We start from the raw sequence: 22,614 nt of genomic DNA, 5'->3' as shown, positions 1-22,614 counted from the left end.
AGAAAGATTAAAAATGTATTTTTAACCATGAAGGGGAATGATAAATTATGCAAAGAAGTCATCAGTGTGGACAATTAACACCAGAACATATTGGACAGACGGTAACCTTGAACGGATGGGTGCAGACTCGCCGTGACCTTGGGGGCGTATTATTTATTGATCTGCGTGACAGAAGCGGTATTGTACAAGTTGTATTTAACCCAGACTACTCTGGCGAAGCCTTACAAATTGCTGATAAGGTTCGTAGTGAATACGTCCTGGCTGTTAAAGGTAAAGTTGTTAAACGTGATGAGGAAACCATTAACCGCAACCTGCCAACAGGTGAAATTGAAGTGCAAATTACGGACATTGAAGTGCTGAACGCAGCTAAGACACCTCCGTTCTTCATCGAAGATGGTGTGGAAGTAGACGAGTCACTGCGTCTCAAATATCGCTATTTGGATCTTCGTCGTCCAGAGATGCAAAGAACCTTGCTGCTTCGCTCGAAAGCTTCTAAGATCTTCCGCGATTTCCTTGACAGTGAAGGGTTCATCGACGTAGAAACACCGATCCTAACTAAGAGCTCACCGGAAGGCGCGCGTGATTATCTGGTACCAAGCCGTGTGCATGAAGGCGAATTCTTCGCATTGCCGCAATCTCCACAAATCTACAAGCAATTGTTGATGGTCGGCGGCGTTGAGCGCTATTACCAAATTGCTCGTTGTTTCCGTGATGAAGATTTGCGTGCTGACCGTCAGCCTGAATTCACTCAAGTCGACATTGAGACTTCATTCCTGTCACAAGATGAATTGCTTGGTATGATGGAGAAGCTGATGCAGCGTCTGTTCAAGGAAACTGTAGGAGCAGATATTGAGCTTCCGTTCCAACGGTTGACTTATGCTGATGCTATGGGCAAATACGGTTCTGACAAACCTGATCTGCGTTTTGGATTAGAGCTTGTAGAAATGAACGATATTGTTGCTACTAGCGGTGTTAAGGTATTCGCTTCTGTAATCGAAAAAGGCGGCGAAGTGAAATGTCTAAATGCTAAAGGCTGTGGCACTTGGACTCGTAAAGAAATCGATGACCTTGGACCTTATGCTGCTCGCTATGGCGCGAAAGGCTTGGCATGGATTCAAGTGAAAGACGGCGAATTCAAAGGGCCGATTGTGAAATTCTTCTCCGAAGAAGAAATTGCGGCTGTGAAGGAACGTACAGGCGCTGAAGAAGGCGACCTTCTCCTCTTCTCCGCTGATAATAAAAAGGTTGTAGCAGACGTTCTAGGCGCCCTTCGTGTTAAAATTGGACGTCAGCTCGGTCTGATTGACGATAACGTGTTCAAGTTCGCTTGGGTTACAGACTTCCCACTCCTTGGATATGACGAAGATCAGAAACGTTATGTAGCAGAACACCATCCGTTCACTCGTCCACGTGAAGAGGATCTGCATCTATTTGACACAGATCCAGGTGCGATCCGTGCACAAGCTTATGACATCGTTCTGAACGGTTATGAAGTAGGCGGAGGCTCCATGCGGATTTACAAACGCGAAGTACAGGAGAAAATGTTCGAAGCCCTTGGATTTACGAAAGAGGTTGCTTATGAGAAGTTCGGCTACCTGATGGATGCGTTCGAATATGGTACACCTCCACACGGTGGTATCGCTTTCGGTTTAGATCGTCTAGTTATGCTGCTGTCCGGTCGTACAAATCTGCGTGAAACCATCGCATTCCCGAAAACGGCAAGTGCAACAGATCTACTTATGGATGCACCTTCGCCAGTTGATGGTTCACAATTGGAGCAGTTGCACATTAAGCTGGCACTTAAACCGAAGAAAGAAAAAGAATAATTAACTAATCGAAGCGGGCGAGGCAGATTTCTGCTTCGCCAAAGCTTTTGAAGGAGGCTGAACCTCATGCTACATCAGTTCTCACGCACGGAACTGGCGATCGGACCGGAAGGTCTGGAAATAATGAAGAACAGCACGGTAGCGGTGCTTGGCATCGGCGGTGTTGGCGGTATAGCAGTTGAGGCTTTGGCGCGTACCGGCATCGGCAGACTGATTCTGATAGATAAGGACACTGTAGACATCACCAATGTAAACCGCCAGATTCATGCACTCACAACTACGGTTGGGCAGAAGAAGGCTGAACTGATGGTAGACCGTGTGAAGCTGATCAATCCGGAATGCGAAGCGATTGCGCTCAACATGTTCTATACGGAAGAAACCTATGAGGAATTGTTCAAATTAAAACCTGATTATGTACTTGATGCTTCGGATACGATTATTTATAAGGTTCACATAATCAAAGAATGTCTGTCCCGTGGAATTCCAATGATCTCAAGCATGGGCGCTGCCAACAAAATGGATCCTACAAGATTCCAGGTAGCGGACATTTCCAAGACAACTTATGACCCTATTGCGCGTGTCATTCGTCAGAAGCTGCGTAAGGAAGGAATTAAGAAAGGCGTGAAGGTGGTTTTCTCTACGGAGCCGCCAATGAAGCCACGTCAGGATGTTACGGATAAGATCGTTCCGGAGAATGCGCCGGATCGACGTAAAGCGAAACAACCACCAGCTAGTAACGCCTTCGTTCCGCCGGTAGCAGGCCTGATCATGGTCAGTGTTGCCGTGCGTGATTTGCTTGAGGCTGGAGGCGTCAGCGTGTAAGTGAATCGCTGAGCTGAAGCTGTTTCAATTATAGCGATAGTAGTAGTAAAATGGACCAAAAGGGCGACCAGCTGAAATCCAGTTGCGTACGCCCTTTTGTTGTGGTTAACAGGCGGGTCTGCAAGATGCAGACCACAAATAGGCATAATAGTTAAACCGGGATGAACCGTTGATTATAAGCCTTATTATCCGGGTAAAATCCGCCTGCGGAACTTAATATCAGTGGAGGTTTTTGTACATGAAATCAAATTTTTGGCGAAATAGTGTAGGGCTTGCACCTGAGAATGACTGGAAACGGGAGTGGGCTGCAGGGATCCTCTCGTATTTTGCTTCGGTATACATTGTGATGGTGAATGCGACCATTCTTCATGACGCGGGTATGCCGCTTAGACCAGCAATGGTGGCTACACTATTGACTGCCATTACAGGCTGTCTATTGATGGCCTTCGGTGGGAAGACACCGATCATCGTGGTACCAGGGATGGGGATAAACGCATTTTTCACATACACACTTGTACATTCAATGAATTTAGGTTGGAGAGAGGCACTTACTGTAGTTGTAATAACCGGTGTGTTATTCGCTATCGTGGCCTTCACATCGCTTTATCGTATTTTAAGTGAGGCGATTCCTCAAAACCTACAGCATGCCATTACAGTCGGGATAGGGCTTTTTCTGACCTTTATAGGACTGCAAAAAAGCGGGATTGTGATTGCGCATCAGACCACGTTTGTTGCTATAGGACATTTTAGCGATCCAGCAGTTATCACTTCCTGTGTAACCTTGTTACTCGCTTTAGTACTGTTTATCCGTGGGACCAACGGTGGTTTGCTTATCAGTATGCTGGTTGGTACAGGTCTAGCCTACTTGCTGGGAGCGGCTCACGCGCCTGAGAAGCAGGCATCCGGTCATGTATTTACGGGATATGAAAGCTTATTTCTGGGAATGGACTGGAGCGGCATAGTGAGCCTTGTGTTCTGGATTGCTGTTTTCTTACTGCTCTTAATTGTTGTATTTGAAAATATTGGGCTAGTCGCCTCACAGACTATGATGGCAGGGCGTCCTGAGCGCTTCAAGAGTAGCTTACGAGCACTCTCTATTGCCAATATCGCTGCAGGTCTCTTCGGAAGCAGTCCTGTAGTAGCCGCTGCGGAATCTAATGCAGGTATTGCTGCAGGTGGACGTTCGGGACTGACCTCACTCGTGGCAGGGCTGCTGTTCGGGGCGACATTCCTGTTCCTCCCTCTGCTCTCCTACATTCCAGACAGTGCTATCGCTCCGATCTTGATTGTAATCGGTGGGCTTATGGTACAGAATGTGCGTGAAATGGACTTGGGAGATTTAACAGAGCTCTTTCCTTCTTTCCTAATCATGGTCATGATTCCATTCACCTATAGCATCGTAGATGGTATGGCTTTTGGATTTATTACTTATCCGATCGTGAAGCTTGCGGTGGGCAAGGGCAAGGAAGTACCTCCTGCGCTGTATGGGATTGCGGGCTTATTTGTAGCTAACTTTATTTTGCAAGCTGTGCTGTAGTCATATGTTTGCTTGAAAGATTTGGTATTTTAGTGCTGATTATGCTACAATGGGTATCCTTTTTGCGTGAGAAGAGGGAATGAGGAGAATGAAAATTTAAGCTCGATAAACTTTTAGGAGGTAACTGAAATTGGAAGACAACTTTCAAAGTGCCTATCAAGAGGAAGAAGACAGGCTGAATCAAGCGCTTACTGAGATTGACACCTTACTGGAGAAACTTAACCAGACTCCGGTGTACACGGGACATGATTATACGGAACAGGTGTTAGAAGCGAACCGTGATCAGAAGCGCAAAGATCTTGCCAAGCTTCGGCAGGAGCCTTATTTCGGACGGCTTGATTTTCAGGGCAATGATGAGAAGCAGCGGAAGGCACTCTATATAGGCAAAATCGGCGTAGACCGCGAGCAGGTAAGCGACCGTCCGCTAGTCATCGACTGGCGCGCACCGGTAGCAAGCCTGTTCTATTCGTTTACCGGTGGTACGGAGCCTGCCTCCTATGAAGCTCCTGAGGGGCTGATAGAAGGACTGGTATACCTCAAGCGCAACGTGGTGATCCGGAAGCAGATTCTGGAGCGGGTCGCAGATACGTACAACCGGGAGAGTGACGCACCTGTGGTGTCAGATGAGTTTCTCGTCTATCGCCTGGGTGAGAACAAAGATAATCGTCTCCGCGATATCGTATCGACCATTCAGGAGGAACAGGACAAGATTATCCGGGCCGCCAAAAATACAGCATTGATCATACAGGGCGTAGCGGGAAGTGGTAAAACTACAGTTGCACTACACCGTTTAGCCTTTCTGCTGTATCAATACAAAGATCAGGTCTCTGCAGAAAAAATGATTATTTTTGCACCGAACCGAATGTTTCTGGATTATATTTCGGATGTACTGCCTGAACTTGGTGTAGGAAATATTGCCCAGAGCACCTTCCCGGATTGGGCTGCAAATGTACTAGGTCTGGAGCTTCCAGAGCAAGATGCTACGGAGACGATGAATCGTTGGTTCGAAACTCCGGGCGGCATGCCTGTGATTACAGAAGAGACACCTGGACGCTTCAAGGGTTCTACGGTGTTGATGGGAATAATAGAGTCCAGCATCAAGCTATTGGAAAGCAGCTCGGTACCTGAGGGTGATTTTATCCCATGGGAAGGTGCTGTACTGCGCCGCTCCATGATCTTGCGCTGGCATAATGAGGAGTACGCTCCTTATCCGCCAGCGAAGCGTAAGGAACGTGTAATGGCACGGATACATCGCTGGATTGAGATGGAGCTGAAGAAGAGTCCTTCAGCTGCAGCTATGAAGGATCGCAAGAAAAAAGGTGCTGCACGAGAAAAAGCATACAGTGCAAAATGGCCTAAGTATGATCCGCTGACGATCTACAAGCAAATCTTTCGTGCGGCTAAAGTCCCGGAAGATTGGCCGGTGGATCCACCTGAGAATATTCCAGCAGCTGTGCTGAAGGAAACGGCAAAAGAGCTGAAAAAAGGGATTATACGTGAAGAGGATTTACCACCTCTGTTATATATTTATTATCTTTTGAATGGGAACGAAGGCGGCGCTCGTTTTGATCATGTGGTGATCGATGAAGCCCAGGATTTCTCCCCCTTCCAAATTGCCGTACTGGATTTATACGTGCGTGGACATTCCTTTACCATTCTAGGCGATCTGTCGCAGGGTATACACGCTTATAAAGGCGTACACGCATGGGAAGAGATGCAGACCTTATTTGCCCCTGAGAACACGGCTTACCATGCGTTGACACGCAGCTATCGTTCAACCATGGAAATTATAGACTTCGCTAATGGAATTCTATCCTCGGGAGTAGAAAGTTCGTTGTTGGCTGTTCCTGTCTTTCGTAGTGGTGACCCTGTTCGGATGATCGCCTACGGAGAAATAGTCGGAGAACGGGAAGCTGAAGGAAATGCTCGTTTGAGCACTATACAATCGGCACTGAAGTCCCTGTCTGGAAGGGAATATCGTACGGTGGCTGTGCTGACACGTAGTCTACGTGAAGCCACAGAGCTGTACGCTGAACTAGAGCAGCATTTTGATGATATTCATCTGATCGACGGTAGTATGACGCAATATCAGGGTGGATTATCGGTACTACCTGTGTATTTATCTAAAGGTTTGGAATTTGATGCGGTCATCTTAGCAGATGCCGATCAAGACCATTACGGAGCGACAGCATGGGATGCGAAGCTGATGTATGTAGGTTGTACACGAGCGCTTCACGAGCTGTGGTTACTCCATAATGGGGAAATGCCTTCCTATGTGCAAACGGCGGTTGAAAGCGATTCTGAGGGGAACTAAGACTGGTGGAGAACAGTTATAACTGTTTTTGAACTTGTAACTCCCCTACGGGTATGGCTTAATAATAAGTGTCCGGCCGGGCAAGAACACTTCTGGAAGGAGGCTGAGTGAAATGATTTCAGTATACGAGGTGGTTTCCGTCTAAGACGGAAACCCGCTTAAAGCGAGGAGGCCGTAAGGCCTCCTTATTTCAAAACATGAGATATATGTACCGATTATTCATTAGGATTACGAAATGTGAATTAGAATGTAGACGCTACCAAGAGGTTTTTATATAATGAAATTACGGATTTTTCCAAATATGAGGAGAAGAAAGGAGGCAGGTGACGTGGAAATTACTTTATCAGTAGTTGACGGACGCATAGGAACACACCTGTTGAAGGAGGAAATGCAAGTTGAGTTATGTAAATGGGAAGGATGTGCTCCCCCCTGGCTTGCTCAAAGAGCTTCAGGGATACATCCAAGGTGAACTGCTCTACATCCCGAAGAAAACGGAAGAGCGGGTTAGATGGGGCGAGAACAGCGGTTCGAGGAAAGAGATAGCAAACCGCAATGAGGAAATTTTCAGTTGTCATCGAAAAGGCGATTCCGTAGCAGAGCTTCAGAAGAAGTATCATCTGTCGGAAGAGAGCATTCGAAAAATCATATCAAAAATGCGGCTGGCAATAAATTGCTAGCGTACAGTTCAAGCATAAACGCCTTTGGCGTCCCTATAAGGACGGTAAGCGTTTATGTGAGAAATAATAAGGATAAAGTATAGCGTGGAACCTATACTTTCGTATATTTTGAAAAAAGAGCATGGCTCCCGCCTTTCTAAGACGAGATCATGCTCTTTTTATTTTTTTTGTGAAAAATAAGTCTATGGTATGATAATGGGAGATGTACATTGGCTTTTATAAGAATATAGCAAGGAAGTGGAGTTATGGATTTATTTTCTATGGGAGAGGACAACGGGAGCGGAAGGTTGCTTGCGGACCGAATGAGACCGGAGAATCTGGATGAATATATTGGTCAAGAACATATCATAGGCCGGGGAAAGCTGTTGCGAAGAGCGATCGAGGCAGACCAGGTCTCTTCGATTTTGCTCTATGGACCTCCTGGATGTGGCAAAACAACATTAGCTCATATCATTTCTCATCACACACAAGGTGAATTCGTACGCCTGAATGCGGTGGAGGCTTCTGTGAAGGATGTGCGGGAGGTCATTGAACGAGCTCAAAATAATAAAACACTTTACGGTTCTAAGACGATTCTTTTTCTGGACGAGGTACATCGGTTTAACAGTTCACGTCAGGATGCGCTATTGCCAGCAGTAGAAAAAGGTACCATTACATTTATTGGCGCAACTACGGAGAACCCGTTCCATTACGTTAACGGAGCACTTATGAGCCGTTCTACCTTGTTTCAGCTAGAGGCGCTAACGAGTGAACACAGTCTGGTCGCGATGCGCAGAGCTTTAGCAGACAAGGATAGAGGGCTTGGATTCATGGAGCTTCAGGTCGATGAAGAAGCATTACTGCATATTGCTACCATGGCTAATGGAGATATCAGGCGGGCTTTAAATGCTCTGGAACTTGCAGCGTTAACTACTGCTCCAGAGGTAGACGGGAGTGTGCATATCACGTTGGAGGTGGCGGAAGAGTCGATTCGGCGCCCCATTGTGAAGGCAGATGAATCGACGCAGTATGATGTTCTATCTGCTTTTCACAAAAGCATTCGAGGTTCTAGTGATGCTGCCTTGTTCTGGTTTCTGTATGCGGTAGAGAAATTGGGGATGGACCCGATGACTTTTATTCGTCGACTAATTGCAGCGAGCAGTGAGGATATCGGCTTAGCTAATCCCCAGGCTATGGTCCAAGCGGTGAGTGCGCTTGAAGCCTATAGAAATAACGGTTGGCCAGAAGCGAAGCTGAACATTGCGCAAGCCATTCTTTTCGCGGTGGAGAGTCCGAAGTCTAATGCCGTCTATACTGCTATTTCAAATGCAATGGCGAGTATGGATGAGATTAAATCCGCCGAGGTACCGCTACATTTACGTGATACACACTATAAAGGTGCTACTGCTCTAGGGCATGAAGGGTATCAATATCCGCACAATTTTCCGGGGCATTATGTGAAGCAGGAGTATCTGCCTAAGGAGATTTCTCAGCGTGTCTTTTATCAAGCGACCGAGCAAGGGAATGAAATTAAAATCCGTCATAACCAACGACTCCGACGAGAACATTAATCCACCAGTGACTGTAGTATCTTCCATTTTAATGTTAATAAGCAAATAAATTTAATGTAACACAAAAAATATTTATTCCAAAAAAAGGCGGCCTAGAGCCGTTTTTTTGTTGTCTGCGTTACTTTTAATCACATGAACGAATTTTTTTTATAGGAAAAGATTGATAATTTACCATAAGTTAATTAAAATGAACTACAAAGTTACGGAGAAACAAGTTTTAATTCCGATGGAAGTACTTGTACTATTCTTAATGGTGTTAATAATCATAACAGTCTATGTTTGATATGTTTCATGAAAAGAATGCTGTTATATCAAAATTTACATAATATTTCATTGGGTAAATTTTGAAACTTTTGCCGTTAGGGGGATTAATTTGAGCGAAGAATTACTAGAAATTAAGAATTTGTCCACATCGTTCAGAATCGTAGATGACTATTATGCTGCAGTAGACGATGTTACCCTGTCCGTTCGCAAAAATGAGATTCTTGCCATTGTTGGAGAATCCGGCTCAGGAAAAAGTGCGCTCGCCTTTTCAATTATGGGATTGCACACAAGGGCCAAAATAGACGGACAAATCAAATACAAAGGTCAGGATATCGTTACTATGTCTCCTGCTGCACTCAACAAGCTGCGCGGTCAAGAAATGTCTATGATTTTTCAAGATCCTTTATCCGCATTAAATCCACTCATGATTATCGGTTCACAGATTGAAGAAGTACTCATCCTACATGATTCCAAGCTTTCGAAGAAGCAAAGAAAAGAGAAGGTCATTGATCTTTTGACCAAGGTTGGAATCTCCCGTCCCGAACATACATATCAGCAGTATCCTCACGAATTATCTGGTGGAATGAGGCAGAGGGTTGTGATTGCTATTGCGATTGCCAACGGCCCCAAGCTTTTGATCGCCGATGAGCCGACTACGGCACTAGATGTAACCATCCAATTGCAAATTCTTGAACTTATAAAAAAATTAAAAAACGATATGCAAGCAGGCATTATTTTAATTACCCATGATCTAGGGGTTGTCAGTGAAATGGCTGACCGGGTTGCGGTAATGTACGCCGGGCAAATCGTAGAAATCGCAGATATTTATACGTTAACGTCTAATCCAAAGCATCCGTATACAAGATCCTTGTTGAACTCCATTCCAACCGTTAAAGAAGAGAAGTCTAGACTTCATGTGATTCAGGGAATTGTCCCACCATTACAGAATCTTCCGCGTAAAGGATGCCGTTTCGCGGCCCGAACACCTTGGATTCCGGAATGGGAGCATGAGGAAAATCCGCAGCTGCATGAAGTAGCCCCAGGGCATTTTGTTCGCTGCACCTGCCATAATAACTTTCATTTCCCGGATACTAACGAGGAGGCAATCTACAATGGGACTTCTTGAGGTTAGAAATTTAGCAGTTCATTTTCCAATCCACGGCGGCGTTTTTCGAAGAGAAATTGGCGTAGTCAAGGCAGTTGATAATGTTAGTTTTACTATTGAAGCAGGCAAAACTTACGGTTTGGTTGGTGAATCCGGATCAGGTAAGACGACTACTGGTCGTGGAATCATTGGACTCAATTCTATTACTAGCGGTAGTGTGATTTTTGAAGGACAGGATTTGGCTTCAAAGGGTGTACGTAAGCAAAAAAATATCCGCAAGGACATTCAGATGATCTTTCAGGATCCGTACTCTTCCTTGAATCCTAAGAAACGTGTGCTGGATATTATTGCTGAACCCTTACGTAATTTCGAAAAGATGTCTCCGGGCGAAGAAAAAAGACGTGTGCAGGAATTGCTTTTGCAGGTTGGATTAAGCCCTGAAAATATTCTTAAATATCCGCATGAATTCTCAGGCGGTCAACGGCAGCGGATCGGTATTGCAAGAGCTATTGCGCTCAAACCGAAGTTGATTATTGCGGATGAACCTGTCTCTGCGCTGGATGTTTCCGTACAGGCACAGGTGCTCAATTTTATGCAGGATATTCAAAAAGAACTGAATCTTACGTTTCTGTTCATCAGTCATGATCTCGGAATCATTAGGCATATGTGTGATCACATTGGGATTATGTATAAAGGACGTCATGTGGAGCAAGGGACTGCTAAAGATATTTTTGACAATCCTCGTCATATTTATACCAAACGTCTAATTGCTGCCATTCCTGATATTGATCCTAAGCAAAGAGAGAAGCAGACGGAGTTTAGAAAATCAGTAAGTCTGGAATATGAACAAGCGCACCGGAATTATTTTGATGAACTAGGCATGCCTTATCCATTGAAATCCATTTCCGAGACTCATCTGGTAGCCTTGCCTGAGAAAGGTTGAGAATATGTGGAAGATTATTGTTCGTAGAATTCTTATTATGATTCCTCAAATATTTCTATTAAGTATTCTTGTTTTTCTAATGGCGAAGGCGATGCCGGGAGATGCGTTATCAGGGATGCTTGATCCAAATATTGATCCTGCGGCCATCGATGCGATGAGAGAAAAACTAGGCTTAAATGATCCGTGGTACATCCAGTACTGGGATTGGATCACTAAAGCGATTCAAGGTGATTTTGGTCAATCCTTCCGTTTCAAAATGCCTGTATCAGAGCTTATCGGTCAACGCCTCATGAATACACTTTGGCTGGCGATTGTCACGCTGATCCTTACATACCTTATTGCTATTCCACTTGGTATTACTAGTGGTCGTTATAACGATTCATGGCTGGATCGCCTCATTACTGGATACACCTATATTGGCTTTGCCGCACCATTGTTTATTTTCGCTCTCTTAATGGTATGGCTCTTCGGATTTCATCTTCATTGGTTTCCTACTAGCGGCAGTGTTAGTCCTGGAGAAGTTCCGGGTACGCTAAGCCACTTCTGGAGTAAATTCTATCATCTGCTACTGCCCGCGTTATCAATGGCGCTGATTGCAACGGTGGGGACAGTACAATACCTGCGGAATGAGATTATTGATACGAAACAAAAGGATTTCATCCTCACCGCAAGAGCAAAAGGTGCTTCAGAGTCGCGCGTCTACAATCGACATATATTGAGAAATTCCTTACTGCCAATTGCTGCATTTTTCGGATATGAGATTACTGGACTGATCGGCGGAACGGTGTTCGTTGAAAGCATCTTTAGTTATCCGGGTATGGGTATGTTGTTCCTCAGTTCGATAACAATTCGGGATTTCAGCGTAGTAACGGCTCTCGTTCTTCTATATGGGATTGCTGCCATCGTCGGTGCGTTGTTATCAGATATTATCTTAAGTATCGTAGATCCGCGTATCCGGATTAAATAAGAAGATGAACACTTTGAGGTGAATAAAATGGCAAAGACAAGCGCAGAGTTAGCTCTGCTGCAGGAAACAGATAAAAGTCCATCAGGCTTCAGGATTGTTTGGCGTGAGATCGTGCGGGATAAACTGGCTTTGGTCTCACTGATTTTCCTATTTACGATTATTGCCGCCGTTTATGGGATTTCCTTATTTTTAGATCAAAAAGAGATTGTTACGGTTGACTTGTTCGCACTGTATGAGAAGCCTTCGGCTGTACATTGGCTTGGGACCGATTATGGAGGGCGGGATGTATTCGGTCAATTAATTATAGGCACACGAAATTCCATGTCGATTGCTTTTATGGTTACTTTTTTTACGGGAATCATTGGGATTCTAGTAGGTTTGTTCTCTGGATACTTTGGGGGAACGATAGATAATATTTCGATGCGTGTTGTAGATTTCTTCATGATTCTACCCTTTCTAATGATTGTTATAGCTTTTGTAAGTGCAGTTCCTAAATACAATACGTTAACCTTCTCCTTTATCATGACTGCCTTTCTATGGATGGGGATTGCCAGGTTAATACGTTCCAAAACGCTACAAGAGAAGGAACTCGATTACGTTCAGGCATCAAAGACATTAGGTTCCTCCAATCTTAAAATTATGTTCTCACAAGTGCTGCCAAACTTAAGCTCAATCATTATCGTCACGATGACTTTGAATTTGGCAGCTAATATTGGATTGGAATCAGGCCTATCCTTTCTAGGTTTTGGTTTTCCGGAAAGTACACCCAGTCTGGGCACTCTAGTGAGCTATGCGAGAAATCCGCAGACACTTGAGTTCAGATGGTGGATCTGGTTACCCGCATCACTGCTGATCTTGGTGTTGATGTTGAGTATAAATAATGTGGGTCAAGCGCTCAAACGTGCGACCGACGCAAGACAAAGAAAAGGATAATAAGGGAGGAAATGATTAAATGAGAAAACCCATCCGTTCAAAGGCACTACTAGTTTCATTAATGTTTGTAATGTTGTTCGCCCTTGCAGCCTGTGGCTCCAAGAACAACAACGGAGCGGCTGAGTCAACAGCAGCACCAAGTGCCAGTGCTCCTGCGGAAACCGCAGAAGCGACGGCAGCACCTGAAGCAGAAGACGGACTTTATAACATTAAAGATTTCAGTAACATTAAGACAAATCAAGGTGAAGCTATTGATGGAGGCTCGATTACTTTTGGTCTCGTTTCCGACAGTCCATTTGAAGGTACTTTGAACTGGAACTTCTATTCCGGAGATCCGGATGCACAAGTGTTGAATTGGTTTGATGAAGGTTTGTTAACATGGGATAAAGATTATGTATATACAAATGATGGTGCAGCAACGTATGAAGTCTCGGAGGATGGACGTACCTTTACCTTTACGATTCGCGACAATGTGAACTGGCAGGACGGCAAGCCAGTAACAGCAGAAGATTGGTTGTTCGCGCATGAGGTTATTGGTAATCCGAAATATGATGGACCACGTTATGGTTCTGACTTTACAAATATTGAAGGTATGGATGATTACCACTCCGGTAAGGCCAAGACCATTTCTGGAATTAAGGTGCTGGGTGATAAGAAACTGCAAATTACTTATCTGAAATCTACACCTTCTCTGTTAACAGGTGGGGTTTGGATTTATCCGTTAGCCAAACATATCTTTGGTGGCATGGATGTTGCGAAAATTTCCTCTTCTCCTGAATTACGTCAAAAGCCGATTGGCTTTGGAGCTTTCAAAGTGGAAAGTATTGTTCCTGGTGAATCTGTAGTATTCGTTAAGAATGACGATTACTGGCGTGGAGCTCCTAAACTGGATAAGGTAATTCTGAAGGTTATCAACCCTACAACGATTGTACAAGAATTGAAATCTGGTGGAGTTGATTTAGTGGATTCCTTCCCTGTTGATCAATTCCCGGATAATGCAAAGATGTCAAACGTTGAATTCCTGGGTGCGATAGACCGTGCTTATACGTATATTGGATTTAAGCTGGGGAAATGGGATGCAGAGAAAAAAGTCGTTGCTACCGATCCTAAAGCTAAAATGGCGGATGTGAACCTGCGTAAAGCCATGTGGGCTGCTGTAGACAATGATACAGTGGGTAAGAAATTCTATAATGGTCTTCGCTGGAATGCGACAACTTTAATTCCACCTTCCCATCCGGAATTCCATGATGCTACTAATCCGGGTGTAGCTTACGATCAAGAAGCCGCCAAGAAAATTTTGGATGATGCAGGTTATAAGCTTAATGGTGAATTTAGAACGAATCCAGATGGCAGCGAGCTGAAGATTAATTTCATTTCGATGACTGGTGGAGACATTGCTGAACCGCTGGCTCAATATTATGTACAATCTTGGAAAGCAATTGGCTTGAATGTAACTTTGGAAATGGTAGAGTTTAATACCTTCTATGATCGTATTGGTCAAAATGGTGAGGATGATCCTACCGTTGATGTGTATCAAGGCGCTTGGGGTGTAGGGATTGACGTCGACCCAACAGGTCTATACGGTAAAGATGCAATCTATAACTTCCCTCGTTATGCAAGTGCAGAGAATGATCGTTTGCTCGCCGAAGGGGTTTCCGAGGCTGCATTTGATGTAGACAAACGTAAAGAGATCTATAAAGAGTGGCAACAGCTCATGGTAAACGAAATTCCAGTATTCCCAACACTTTATCGTGCAGTAGTAGTCCCAGTTAACAACCGTGTCCTGAATTATGCGATTGGTGATGGCACAGGGCTCTACTATAACGACATCGCAGTATCTGCAGATAAAGCTGCAGTAGCTCAGTAAATAGAAACAACACAGAACAGCAGTTCAGGGAGAGCTTCCTGAACTGCTGTTTGTTTATTTCTATTTGAAGCGTTCATTTGGTTATTATTCGCTTCAAAGTCGGTTAGTTGTATTTCATGCAACTAAAACCTAAATGTTAGAGCTAAGAATGTAATATAACAGTACATACTACAGCTATTTCTTGTGTTTTCGTATATTAGAGTTAATGTTGTAAGTTATAGAATACACTTAAGCTTGCGCTGAAGGAACAACCTTCTCGGCATATTCTATCGTTCCGCCACCGAGACATTGCTCACCGAGATAGAAGACAACGGCTTGGCCAGGTGTTATCGCTTTTTGTGGAACATCAAAGTCTACGTTTATCGTTCCGTCTTCCCGTGCTGTAAGGGTCACGCCCTGATCAGGCTGGCGATAGCGGAATTTGGCGGTGCATTTTAGAGGCTCAAGACCTAGCTCTTGCCCTTTAATCCAGTTTACACCGGAGGCAATCAGACTAGTGGAGTACAGGCTGTGGTGCTTGTCTCCTTGAACTACATAAAGAATGTTGCGGCTAAGGTCTTTTTCGGCTACAAACCAAGGTTCACCGTTACCGGAGCCACCAATGCCAAGGCCTTGGCGTTGACCCAATGTATAGTACATAAGTCCATCGTGGCGGCCTTTGATTTCTCCAGTTGTTATATCTACCATATCACCCGATTGTGCTGGAAGATACTGGCTGAGAAATTCGCGGAAGTTACGCTCACCGATGAAGCAAACGCCTGTGCTATCTTTTTTCTTGGCAGTATAGAGTCCGGCTTCTTCGGCAATTCTCCGGACTTCCGGTTTCGGAAGATGACCAATCGGGAACATTGCTTTAGACAGTTGATACTGTCCCAGCGCATTCAAGAAATAGGTCTGGTCTTTATTGTTGTCTACACCGCGGAGCAGCTTGTACATTCCATCTTCTTCAATAACACGCGCATAATGTCCAGTCGCTACATAATCGGCGCCAAGCTGAAGGGCTTTGTTCAGGAACTCTCCGAACTTGATCTCTCGGTTGCACATGACGTCTGGATTCGGCGTCCGGCCGGCCTTATATTCATCGAGGAAATACGAAAATACTTTGTCGAAGTATTCCTTCTCGAAATTAACGGTATAGTAAGGAATATCAATCTGCTCGCATACGCGGCGAACATCCTCTGCATCGCTTTCGGCTGTACATACTCCGAATTCGTCGGTATCGTCCCAATTTTTCATAAAGATGCCGATGACGTCATAGCCCTGCTGCTTGAGCAGAAGCGCCGTGACGGAGGAATCGACCCCTCCGGACATGCCGACGACGACACGGGTGTCTTGTTTTGCTTTTGTCATCGTAATCACCATTTCTGTACCCAAAATACCGGTCATTCATGGAACACCCGGCTCAAAATGTATTATAACATACCTGTCTACTGTAAAGCCTAAAATAAGAGGCTGAGAATAGAAAAATGTCCACCAGGGGTGAACATTCTTGCAAAATGTTTCGTTTGCCATTTCATTTGTGACTTCGAATATGATAACATAAACTAAGAGTAATCATCGGAATACCTTGATATGACAAACGCATGACTTACCGAATCAATAGTATACAATAACTAGACACTAAACCGAAAGAGGTGCCCCTTTGAAAATATCAACCAAAGGACGTTACGGACTAACAATTATGATGGAGCTTGCACTGAAATTTGGTGAAGGACCGACCTCACTTAAGAGTATCGCTGAGAAAAATGGACTTTCTGAACACTATCTGGAGCAGCTAATTGCTCCTCTGCGTAACGCAGGACTGGTAAAAAGTATTCGTGGTGCATACGGTGGATACATTTTATCACGTGAGGCTAGTGCTATCACAGCGGGTGACATCATTCGTGTGCTAGAGGGCCCAATTTCTCCAGTAGATTTTACTGAAGAAGATGATGCAGCAAAACGCGATTTATGGCTGCGTATTCGCGATAGCATCGCCGACGTACTAGATTCCACGACTCTTCATGACTTGATTAATTATAAAGAAGAGAGCTTGGCTGACAACTATATGTTCTATATATAGTTAATGTATTTGGAATAAAAAACTTAAAGTTATAGCATTATCGATGTTTAAGCCCCCTTTTTGGGGGCTTTTTTAATGGGAAAATCACATTCAGAGTAGTCAATGAAGCTTGTCATCTCGATTACCGGGAGAAAGGTCCAGGTTACTCTCGTTACGCAAAAAAAGGATGCCCTATATTCGTTCGGCATCCTTTTAATTAATCATCAGAAGTTTATTAATAGCTTATTGATTATCACCAAACCAGATGTTCTCAGTACCGGTCCGCGTGTCCGTCCATACGCTCACTAGACGGCCTGTTTGGGGGACAATGGCATTGCCGATGTAGTCCCCAATTAGGGGAATGCCGGTGACGTCAAAGGAAGTTGTCGTTATACGGGTGTTTGTAAACGTCATCCCCCCATCTCTAGATGTAGCTAGATAAACATCAAGGTTGAGGGGATTGACTCGATTAGTGTAATAGGTAACGAATATTGCGCCATCCGCAGGGGACACGGTGATGGCTGGGAAAAAGTTTTGGGAGCCCGCTGGACTGCCCGTAATGGAGATTGGTGTACCCCAATCCACACCGAAATTGGTGGAAGTAGCAAGAAAAATATCGGAATAACCTTCTCGAAAATCTTGCCATACAGCATAGACATTACCTTGCGTCGTCGGTGCATTAGAAATATCCGCTGCGAGGGAAGGGTATGTCAGACATCTAAATGTATATCCCGGCAATGGATCTGGTGGGACTACAACGCTGGCGACCATGGTTTCAGGGGTGAAAGTGACCCCGCCGTCTGGGGATGTGCGAATTTTAAGATCAGTATTACCGGGAGGCTGATTGATCCATCCCACGACAACAATCCCGTTTAATGTAATTGCTATACCGGGGAATTCTTCAAATTCTTCGACCGAAGACAGCAGGGCAGGACTGAAATAAGTATTACCGCTATCTAGGGAACGATTGAAGAAGATCGTATTTCCTGGTATGAATTGTGTGTTGTAATCATGCGTATAACCAGTATATACATTTCCAAAAAAGGGACTTGATCCAGCCTTGTCGGTGACAACGACCACCTGGTCATCATTTACAAACTGTCCAAACCCTTGATTCACGATGACTGGCGGTCCGAATGAAGAGGCGTTGTCGACAGAGGTATAGGAAACGATCGACCCGCTGAGACCGTCTGAATCGAAGGCGTGAGCCAATACGACGAACGTGGTCGGAAAAATATAATCAATATGTGGTGCTTCGATGCCTGCAAATCCTGTCGGTAACGGTAATAACGTTGTTGTCCAAGTGGCACCTGCGTCAATAGATTTGTACAAACCTATATTGGGAGGGCCTGTTCGAAGATCTACAGCTACGGCGACCATAACCGAAGGATTAAGCCAATTTACCGCGATGGTGGGCTCGAATTGAGTGCTTGTGCTCGGCGAAAGTTGAATATTAACCATGCAAAGCTCCTTTCGTCATAGAGTTTTCGGTACTTACGGGTTCAGCTGAGCTATGAAAGTAAGTTCGGATTGCAGCACTCTTTGATGGGGGATGACGTTTCCTGACGAATCCGTTCCGAACACCGTGATAATCGTGTCTGCCGGTGCGTTTCCAGTTACGAGAAATTGGACTTCATAAGCTGAATTGCCTGCGATATTAAAACTGAGAAACTGGCTGGTGTTCGCATTAACATTTAATGAGTTGGAGTAGACTAAACCTTTACTAACCAAGGTATTCCATACGTAAACGTGATAGACTACGTTAGATGAAAAACTAAGGTTGTCATTATCGATATTAATGACCACGTTGGATGCTGGGGTAGTCCCTGTGTTCGTAATGATGCCTGTTGTTGTTGCCATGAGCTTCACCTCTTTATTAGTTTGCTATATATATATGAATTGAGATTCATTGTGTTTGGACAAGGGAATCAGAAAAATCGCGGAAATTGGAAATATGAGAGGTATGCTATTATTCCATGAATCTCCCCTTCCTCTTGCCTCGCAACTTACAAATTAATCCTGAATAAATTGATAGAAAATGAGGGGAGGAGTGATGGAAATGGCTTTTACAACAGGTCTTATTACTAATACGAGAGCTACTGGTACTGCAGCAAGTAATGTAGTGGTCAGCGTTCGCAACACAAGTAACGCGAGTGCAATGATGATCGTCGAAGTTTTCGGCGTTCCATATTCAACGCTTGCACTAACACCACTGTATGTCACAGGTTATTATGTTCCAGCAATGAGTTCTGATGTCAGAGAGTTCTTCATTGCAGGGAATGTCGCTTACGAGGTTCAGGTAAGTAGTCCTTATCCATTGGCTAATGTGGTGTGCTCCATGTACGGATTGGATGAGTTCGGAAATCTTGTTACAGAACAGAGAGTGCTTCAATCTGAATTAACGGAGATTACCGCACTTTCTTTACCTGTATAACAGTATTTTTGGGAAATCAAGAAGCAACCACCGATGAGATTTGGGTGGTTGCTTCTTTTTTAGGCGCAATAAATCCTCTTAGAGGCATTCACACAGGCACAAAGGTGGAATTTAAATATACTAATTTTATACTCCAATGTAGAGAGAGGTAAAAATCATGGCGGATGTAGGAGTAGTTATGCCTTTGTATACCCAAAAGCCGGAATTCCTCCGGCAAGCTCTGGAGTCTGTTCTGCGCCAAACCTTCACCGAATTTCGACTGATCATTGTAATTGATGGTGCGCCAGATATGGAACCGCTTGTGAGATCAATAATTGCCGAGGATCCAAGGGTAACTATTATCTCTTATGTACAGAACAGGGGTATTGCACATGCGCTGAATACGGGCTTTGATCTTTTATTTAGCGAACCCAGTATTCAGTATTTGAGCTGGGTCTCCAGCGATAATGTTTATGAACCCCGTTTTCTCGAAATCCTTCGAGGTGCACTAGTGAAGGGGCCGCAGGAGCTAGGAATCGTGTACAGTTCTTTTCAAAGTATAGATAACGAGGGAAACCTACTTCATAACGAGCATCAGCTAGCTACTCAGCGAAATTACCAGTCACAGCCCAAAGAGAGATTGCTGGATTACTCGCTTATTGGTGTTTCTTTCATGTACAAATCGCAGGTTGCGAAGCTTGTTGGGGGGTACGGAATGGAGCCGGTGGAGGATTATGATTACTGGCTGAGACTTGCTGAACATTGTGATATTCGCTTTATCCCCGTGGAGCTGGTGAATTATCGTGTGGACTCTACCTTTAGTGTATCTGCACAGTTACATTCCACTGAAAATCATCGGAGATGGAGATATACGTACCACTTGACCCGCCATCAGGCGCGATTCCGTAGAGGGATTCGTCCTATGATTACCGTTTTATATCCTGTAGTAAATGCTGGTGCGGAGGAAATAGCGAGGATAGAGAATTTGTATGAACAGACGTATAGCAATTATGAGTGTCGGGTGCTGGATTTATCACTTACGGGTCAACCATCTGTTCTAATAGGTTCAATCCCTCATCCTGCAACAGAGTTTGTTTACATGCCAGGAGTAGTGGAGTCGCACGCGATTTGTGGAGCGCTAGAGCACTTGTCCACTCCCTACACGATAGTTTTAGGTCCCAAGATTTTCATTGGAGCACTCGATATTGAATACATGCTGGAGGCTTTGATTACTACCGGTGGAGACACGATCTCCAATTATTATACAGATGATCATAGCTTGATTGGATTCCGGCATAGACATGTCCCATCGACTAAAAATCACTACTATAATGAGCTGTTTCGAAGCACAGACTTGTATGATTTGTTGAAGATCTATTTTTCCTAAAATAATATGTGAATGAGTGATCGTAATGAAGATTTTGTTCACCTTCTTCAACCCGAGCGGCGGCATGCAGACCCTGAACCGAGTGCGCTGCCAAGCATTACATGATCGCGGTGTAGAGTGTCATTTGCTGTACACACACCCTGGAAAAGGGCAGCAAAATATCCCTAATATTCAAACCTATATTACCAATAATGATGACGAGATCAGGGGACTGCTCACTCGGGAAGCTTTTGACTTGATTGTAGTGTGTACGGATATTTACTTAGCGGAGAGGTTTAGAGGGTTTGGTTACAAGGGGCCGCTTGTTTTTGAGGTGCAGGGATTGGGGACCTTAGATGAAGCGGAGCAAGTTATTAGTAATTTTAATGAGCGGATTCACAAGCTAACCGATGCACTGCTCTATCCAGAAACCACTCATTTGCAGACGCTTTTTAAAGGTGGATTTCCATCTGTTAGTCAATATTGCTTTGACAATCCGATCGATTGCGATCAGTTTGGATATACCAATTATCCCGCAAAAAGCTTTCCCATCCTCGGCTGGGTGGGACGAATTCAAACGAATAAGAACTGGAGAGAATTTCTACAAATCGGACAACGGCTGCTGGCGATCCATCCCGAGCTTTATTTATGGATTTTTCAGGACGATACTTTGTTTGAGCCGGAGCAAAAAGAGAGCTTCGAACAATTTGTAGCCGAGACAGGGATTTCCTCACGTTTGATTTCGCATTCCAATGTTCCTCACGGGCAAATGGCAGATTATATGAGCATTATTGGTGACTCGGGTGGACTGTTATGTTCAACCTCTATTCTCGAGGGGTTTGGGTACGCAGTAGCCGAGGCGATGTTGTGTCGTTGTCCTGTTCTTACTACGGATTCGGATGGCATTCGGAGACTTGTCATTAATAATCATACTGGAAAAATATACACAAGAGGGCAGCTGGATGAAGCTGTGAATGCTGCTTTATCTTTAATGCATGATCCAGCACTGCGGGACAGAATTAGGATGAATGGCGAATGGCATATCCGAAACAATCTTTCCTCCGGGCTGTATGCGGATAGATTTCTCCAGATGTCTCATCAATTGATGAGACGCCGGTCTAAGATCGAGCGTCGATGGTCTTAACTCTGCGGTTATGCCGCAGGGTTAAGATGTTTTTTAATATAAGAATTTATATGCTTACGTTATAAATTATCCTTCTATTTCTGTGCCTCTTCAATTAATTCCTTTGCATCATTCCGAACATTTCCGACAGCCGTGGAAACTGGATAGGCTCGCATTAGTTGTTGATCATACGGTTTCAGGAGCTTTATTAGAGAAGTGGTGTCCTGATTGCCCCGATCCAGCCATTCTGTCTCATCCTCAGGCTTCAAAATAACCGGCATGCGATTATGGATTTCAGCCATAAGCTCGTTCGGAGTAGTCGTTATAATCGTGCAGGTACTTAGTTTATTACCCTCAGGGTCCATCCAAATATCATATAATCCGGCCATAGAGAAAATACCTCCATCGCGCATCATGATCCGCATGGGTTGTTTGCTGCTGCCCTGCACCTTCCATTCGTAGAAGCCGTCAGATGGGATGATGCAGCGACGTGAGCTTACTAAGCGCTTGAAAGAAGGTTTCTCCAGCAGCGATTCTGCCCGGGCATTGATCATTTTATTGCCGATTTTGTCATCCTTTGCCCATGTAGGAACCAGGCCCCAACGCAGTTCCCCGAGCTTATTGCTGGAACCTGTATTAATGACTGCTGGAATTTGCTGCATGGGCGCGGCGTTATATTTAGGGGCATAGTGGATAATGGTTGAATCATTCGCAAAATATCTGACCATCAGCTCTTCCATAGTGACGGTTATTGTATAGCGTCCGCACATTATTTACACTCCCCAGTCAGTAGATTAGAAGTTCACTCCGTTTACAGCTTAATTTCATCATGTTATGCTCGGAATATTTCTTATTATAAACGAAGC

The 22,614-nt window shown here is 44.4% G+C and carries 19 protein-coding genes; 15 read left to right on the top strand and 4 right to left on the bottom strand.

The features are described 5' to 3' along the window. The first annotated feature begins 47 nt into the window (after positions 1-47). From aspS to H70737_RS23125, 11 genes are all read left to right on the top strand, one after another. Positions 48-1,826, top strand: coding sequence for an aspartate--tRNA ligase (gene aspS / locus H70737_RS23175; RefSeq protein ID WP_042191089.1), 1,779 nt, complete (start codon positions 48-50; stop codon positions 1,824-1,826). Between the two features lie 66 nt (positions 1,827-1,892). Continuing rightward, the gene (locus H70737_RS23170) at positions 1,893-2,648 is read left to right on the top strand and encodes a tRNA threonylcarbamoyladenosine dehydratase (protein ID WP_042191088.1); all 756 of its coding nucleotides are present in this window, start codon (positions 1,893-1,895) and stop codon (positions 2,646-2,648) included. A 238-nt stretch (positions 2,649-2,886) separates the two neighbouring features. Next, positions 2,887-4,185: an NCS2 family permease gene (locus tag H70737_RS23165; RefSeq protein WP_042191085.1), complete on the top strand. Its 1,299-nt coding sequence runs from the start codon at positions 2,887-2,889 to the stop codon at positions 4,183-4,185. A gap of 130 nt (positions 4,186-4,315) precedes the next feature. Then, positions 4,316-6,499 carry a HelD family protein gene (locus H70737_RS23160; RefSeq protein ID WP_042191083.1) on the top strand — a complete coding sequence of 728 codons (2,184 nt, stop codon included), beginning with the start codon at positions 4,316-4,318 and terminating at the stop codon, positions 6,497-6,499. A 395-nt stretch (positions 6,500-6,894) separates the two neighbouring features. After that, a complete protein-coding gene (locus H70737_RS23155; RefSeq protein WP_042191081.1) occupies positions 6,895-7,176 on the top strand; it encodes a CD3324 family protein in 282 nt (93 codons plus the stop codon). Positions 7,177-7,421: 245 nt separating this feature from the next. Beyond that, positions 7,422-8,726: a replication-associated recombination protein A gene (locus H70737_RS23150; RefSeq protein ID WP_042191079.1), complete on the top strand. Its 1,305-nt coding sequence runs from the start codon at positions 7,422-7,424 to the stop codon at positions 8,724-8,726. A 373-nt stretch (positions 8,727-9,099) separates the two neighbouring features. After that, a complete protein-coding gene (locus H70737_RS23145) occupies positions 9,100-10,116 on the top strand; it encodes an ABC transporter ATP-binding protein (RefSeq protein ID WP_042191077.1) in 1,017 nt (338 codons plus the stop codon). Then, on the top strand, positions 10,103-11,038 hold the full coding sequence (locus tag H70737_RS23140) for an ABC transporter ATP-binding protein (RefSeq protein ID WP_042191074.1): 936 nt from the start codon (positions 10,103-10,105) through the stop codon (positions 11,036-11,038). The genes H70737_RS23145 and H70737_RS23140 overlap by 14 nt, the downstream gene beginning before the upstream one ends. A gap of 4 nt (positions 11,039-11,042) precedes the next feature. Beyond that, positions 11,043-12,005, top strand: coding sequence for an oligopeptide ABC transporter permease (gene opp4B / locus H70737_RS23135; RefSeq protein ID WP_042191072.1), 963 nt, complete (start codon positions 11,043-11,045; stop codon positions 12,003-12,005). A gap of 27 nt (positions 12,006-12,032) precedes the next feature. After that, the gene (locus H70737_RS23130; RefSeq protein ID WP_042191070.1) at positions 12,033-12,938 is read left to right on the top strand and encodes an ABC transporter permease; all 906 of its coding nucleotides are present in this window, start codon (positions 12,033-12,035) and stop codon (positions 12,936-12,938) included. Positions 12,939-12,957: 19 nt separating this feature from the next. Continuing rightward, positions 12,958-14,805 carry an oligopeptide ABC transporter substrate-binding protein gene (locus tag H70737_RS23125; RefSeq protein WP_042191068.1) on the top strand — a complete coding sequence of 616 codons (1,848 nt, stop codon included), beginning with the start codon at positions 12,958-12,960 and terminating at the stop codon, positions 14,803-14,805. Positions 14,806-15,033: 228 nt separating this feature from the next. Here the strand turns inward: H70737_RS23125 and mnmA are convergent, their stop codons facing one another. After that, entirely contained in the window at positions 15,034-16,155 is a 1,122-nt protein-coding gene (gene mnmA, locus H70737_RS23120; RefSeq protein WP_042194388.1) for a tRNA 2-thiouridine(34) synthase MnmA, read from the bottom strand. A gap of 292 nt (positions 16,156-16,447) precedes the next feature. Here mnmA and cymR point away from each other — a divergent pair, with 292 nt between their 5' ends. Further along, positions 16,448-16,867: a cysteine metabolism transcriptional regulator CymR gene (cymR, locus tag H70737_RS23115; RefSeq protein WP_042191066.1), complete on the top strand. Its 420-nt coding sequence runs from the start codon at positions 16,448-16,450 to the stop codon at positions 16,865-16,867. A 222-nt stretch (positions 16,868-17,089) separates the two neighbouring features. Here the strand turns inward: cymR and H70737_RS23110 are convergent, their stop codons facing one another. Together H70737_RS23110 and H70737_RS23105 are read right to left on the bottom strand one after the other, a co-directional pair. Beyond that, positions 17,090-18,307, bottom strand: a complete 1,218-nt coding sequence (locus H70737_RS23110) for a sialidase family protein (protein ID WP_042191064.1) — start codon at positions 18,305-18,307, stop codon at positions 17,090-17,092. Between the two features lie 33 nt (positions 18,308-18,340). Beyond that, positions 18,341-18,706: a hypothetical protein gene (locus H70737_RS23105; RefSeq protein ID WP_042191062.1), complete on the bottom strand. Its 366-nt coding sequence runs from the start codon at positions 18,704-18,706 to the stop codon at positions 18,341-18,343. A 199-nt stretch (positions 18,707-18,905) separates the two neighbouring features. Here H70737_RS23105 and H70737_RS23100 point away from each other — a divergent pair, with 199 nt between their 5' ends. The 3 genes from H70737_RS23100 to H70737_RS23090 all read left to right on the top strand — a co-directional run bounded on the left by H70737_RS23100 (position 18,906) and on the right by H70737_RS23090 (position 21,769). After that, positions 18,906-19,280 carry a hypothetical protein gene (locus H70737_RS23100; RefSeq protein ID WP_042191060.1) on the top strand — a complete coding sequence of 125 codons (375 nt, stop codon included), beginning with the start codon at positions 18,906-18,908 and terminating at the stop codon, positions 19,278-19,280. A 157-nt stretch (positions 19,281-19,437) separates the two neighbouring features. After that, positions 19,438-20,646, top strand: a complete 1,209-nt coding sequence (locus H70737_RS23095; protein WP_042191058.1) for a glycosyltransferase family 2 protein — start codon at positions 19,438-19,440, stop codon at positions 20,644-20,646. Positions 20,647-20,671: 25 nt separating this feature from the next. Beyond that, the gene (locus H70737_RS23090; RefSeq protein WP_042191056.1) at positions 20,672-21,769 is read left to right on the top strand and encodes a glycosyltransferase family 4 protein; all 1,098 of its coding nucleotides are present in this window, start codon (positions 20,672-20,674) and stop codon (positions 21,767-21,769) included. Positions 21,770-21,843: 74 nt separating this feature from the next. Here the strand turns inward: H70737_RS23090 and H70737_RS23085 are convergent, their stop codons facing one another. Continuing rightward, entirely contained in the window at positions 21,844-22,518 is a 675-nt protein-coding gene (locus H70737_RS23085) for an SOS response-associated peptidase (protein ID WP_042191054.1), read from the bottom strand. Between the last annotated feature and the right edge of the window lie 96 nt (positions 22,519-22,614).

Origin of the sequence: Paenibacillus sp. FSL H7-0737, assembly GCF_000758545.1 — a bacterium.
GTDB lineage: Bacteria > Bacillota > Bacilli > Paenibacillales > Paenibacillaceae > Paenibacillus_AQ.
This window is presented reverse-complemented; position numbering and strand designations above follow the sequence as displayed.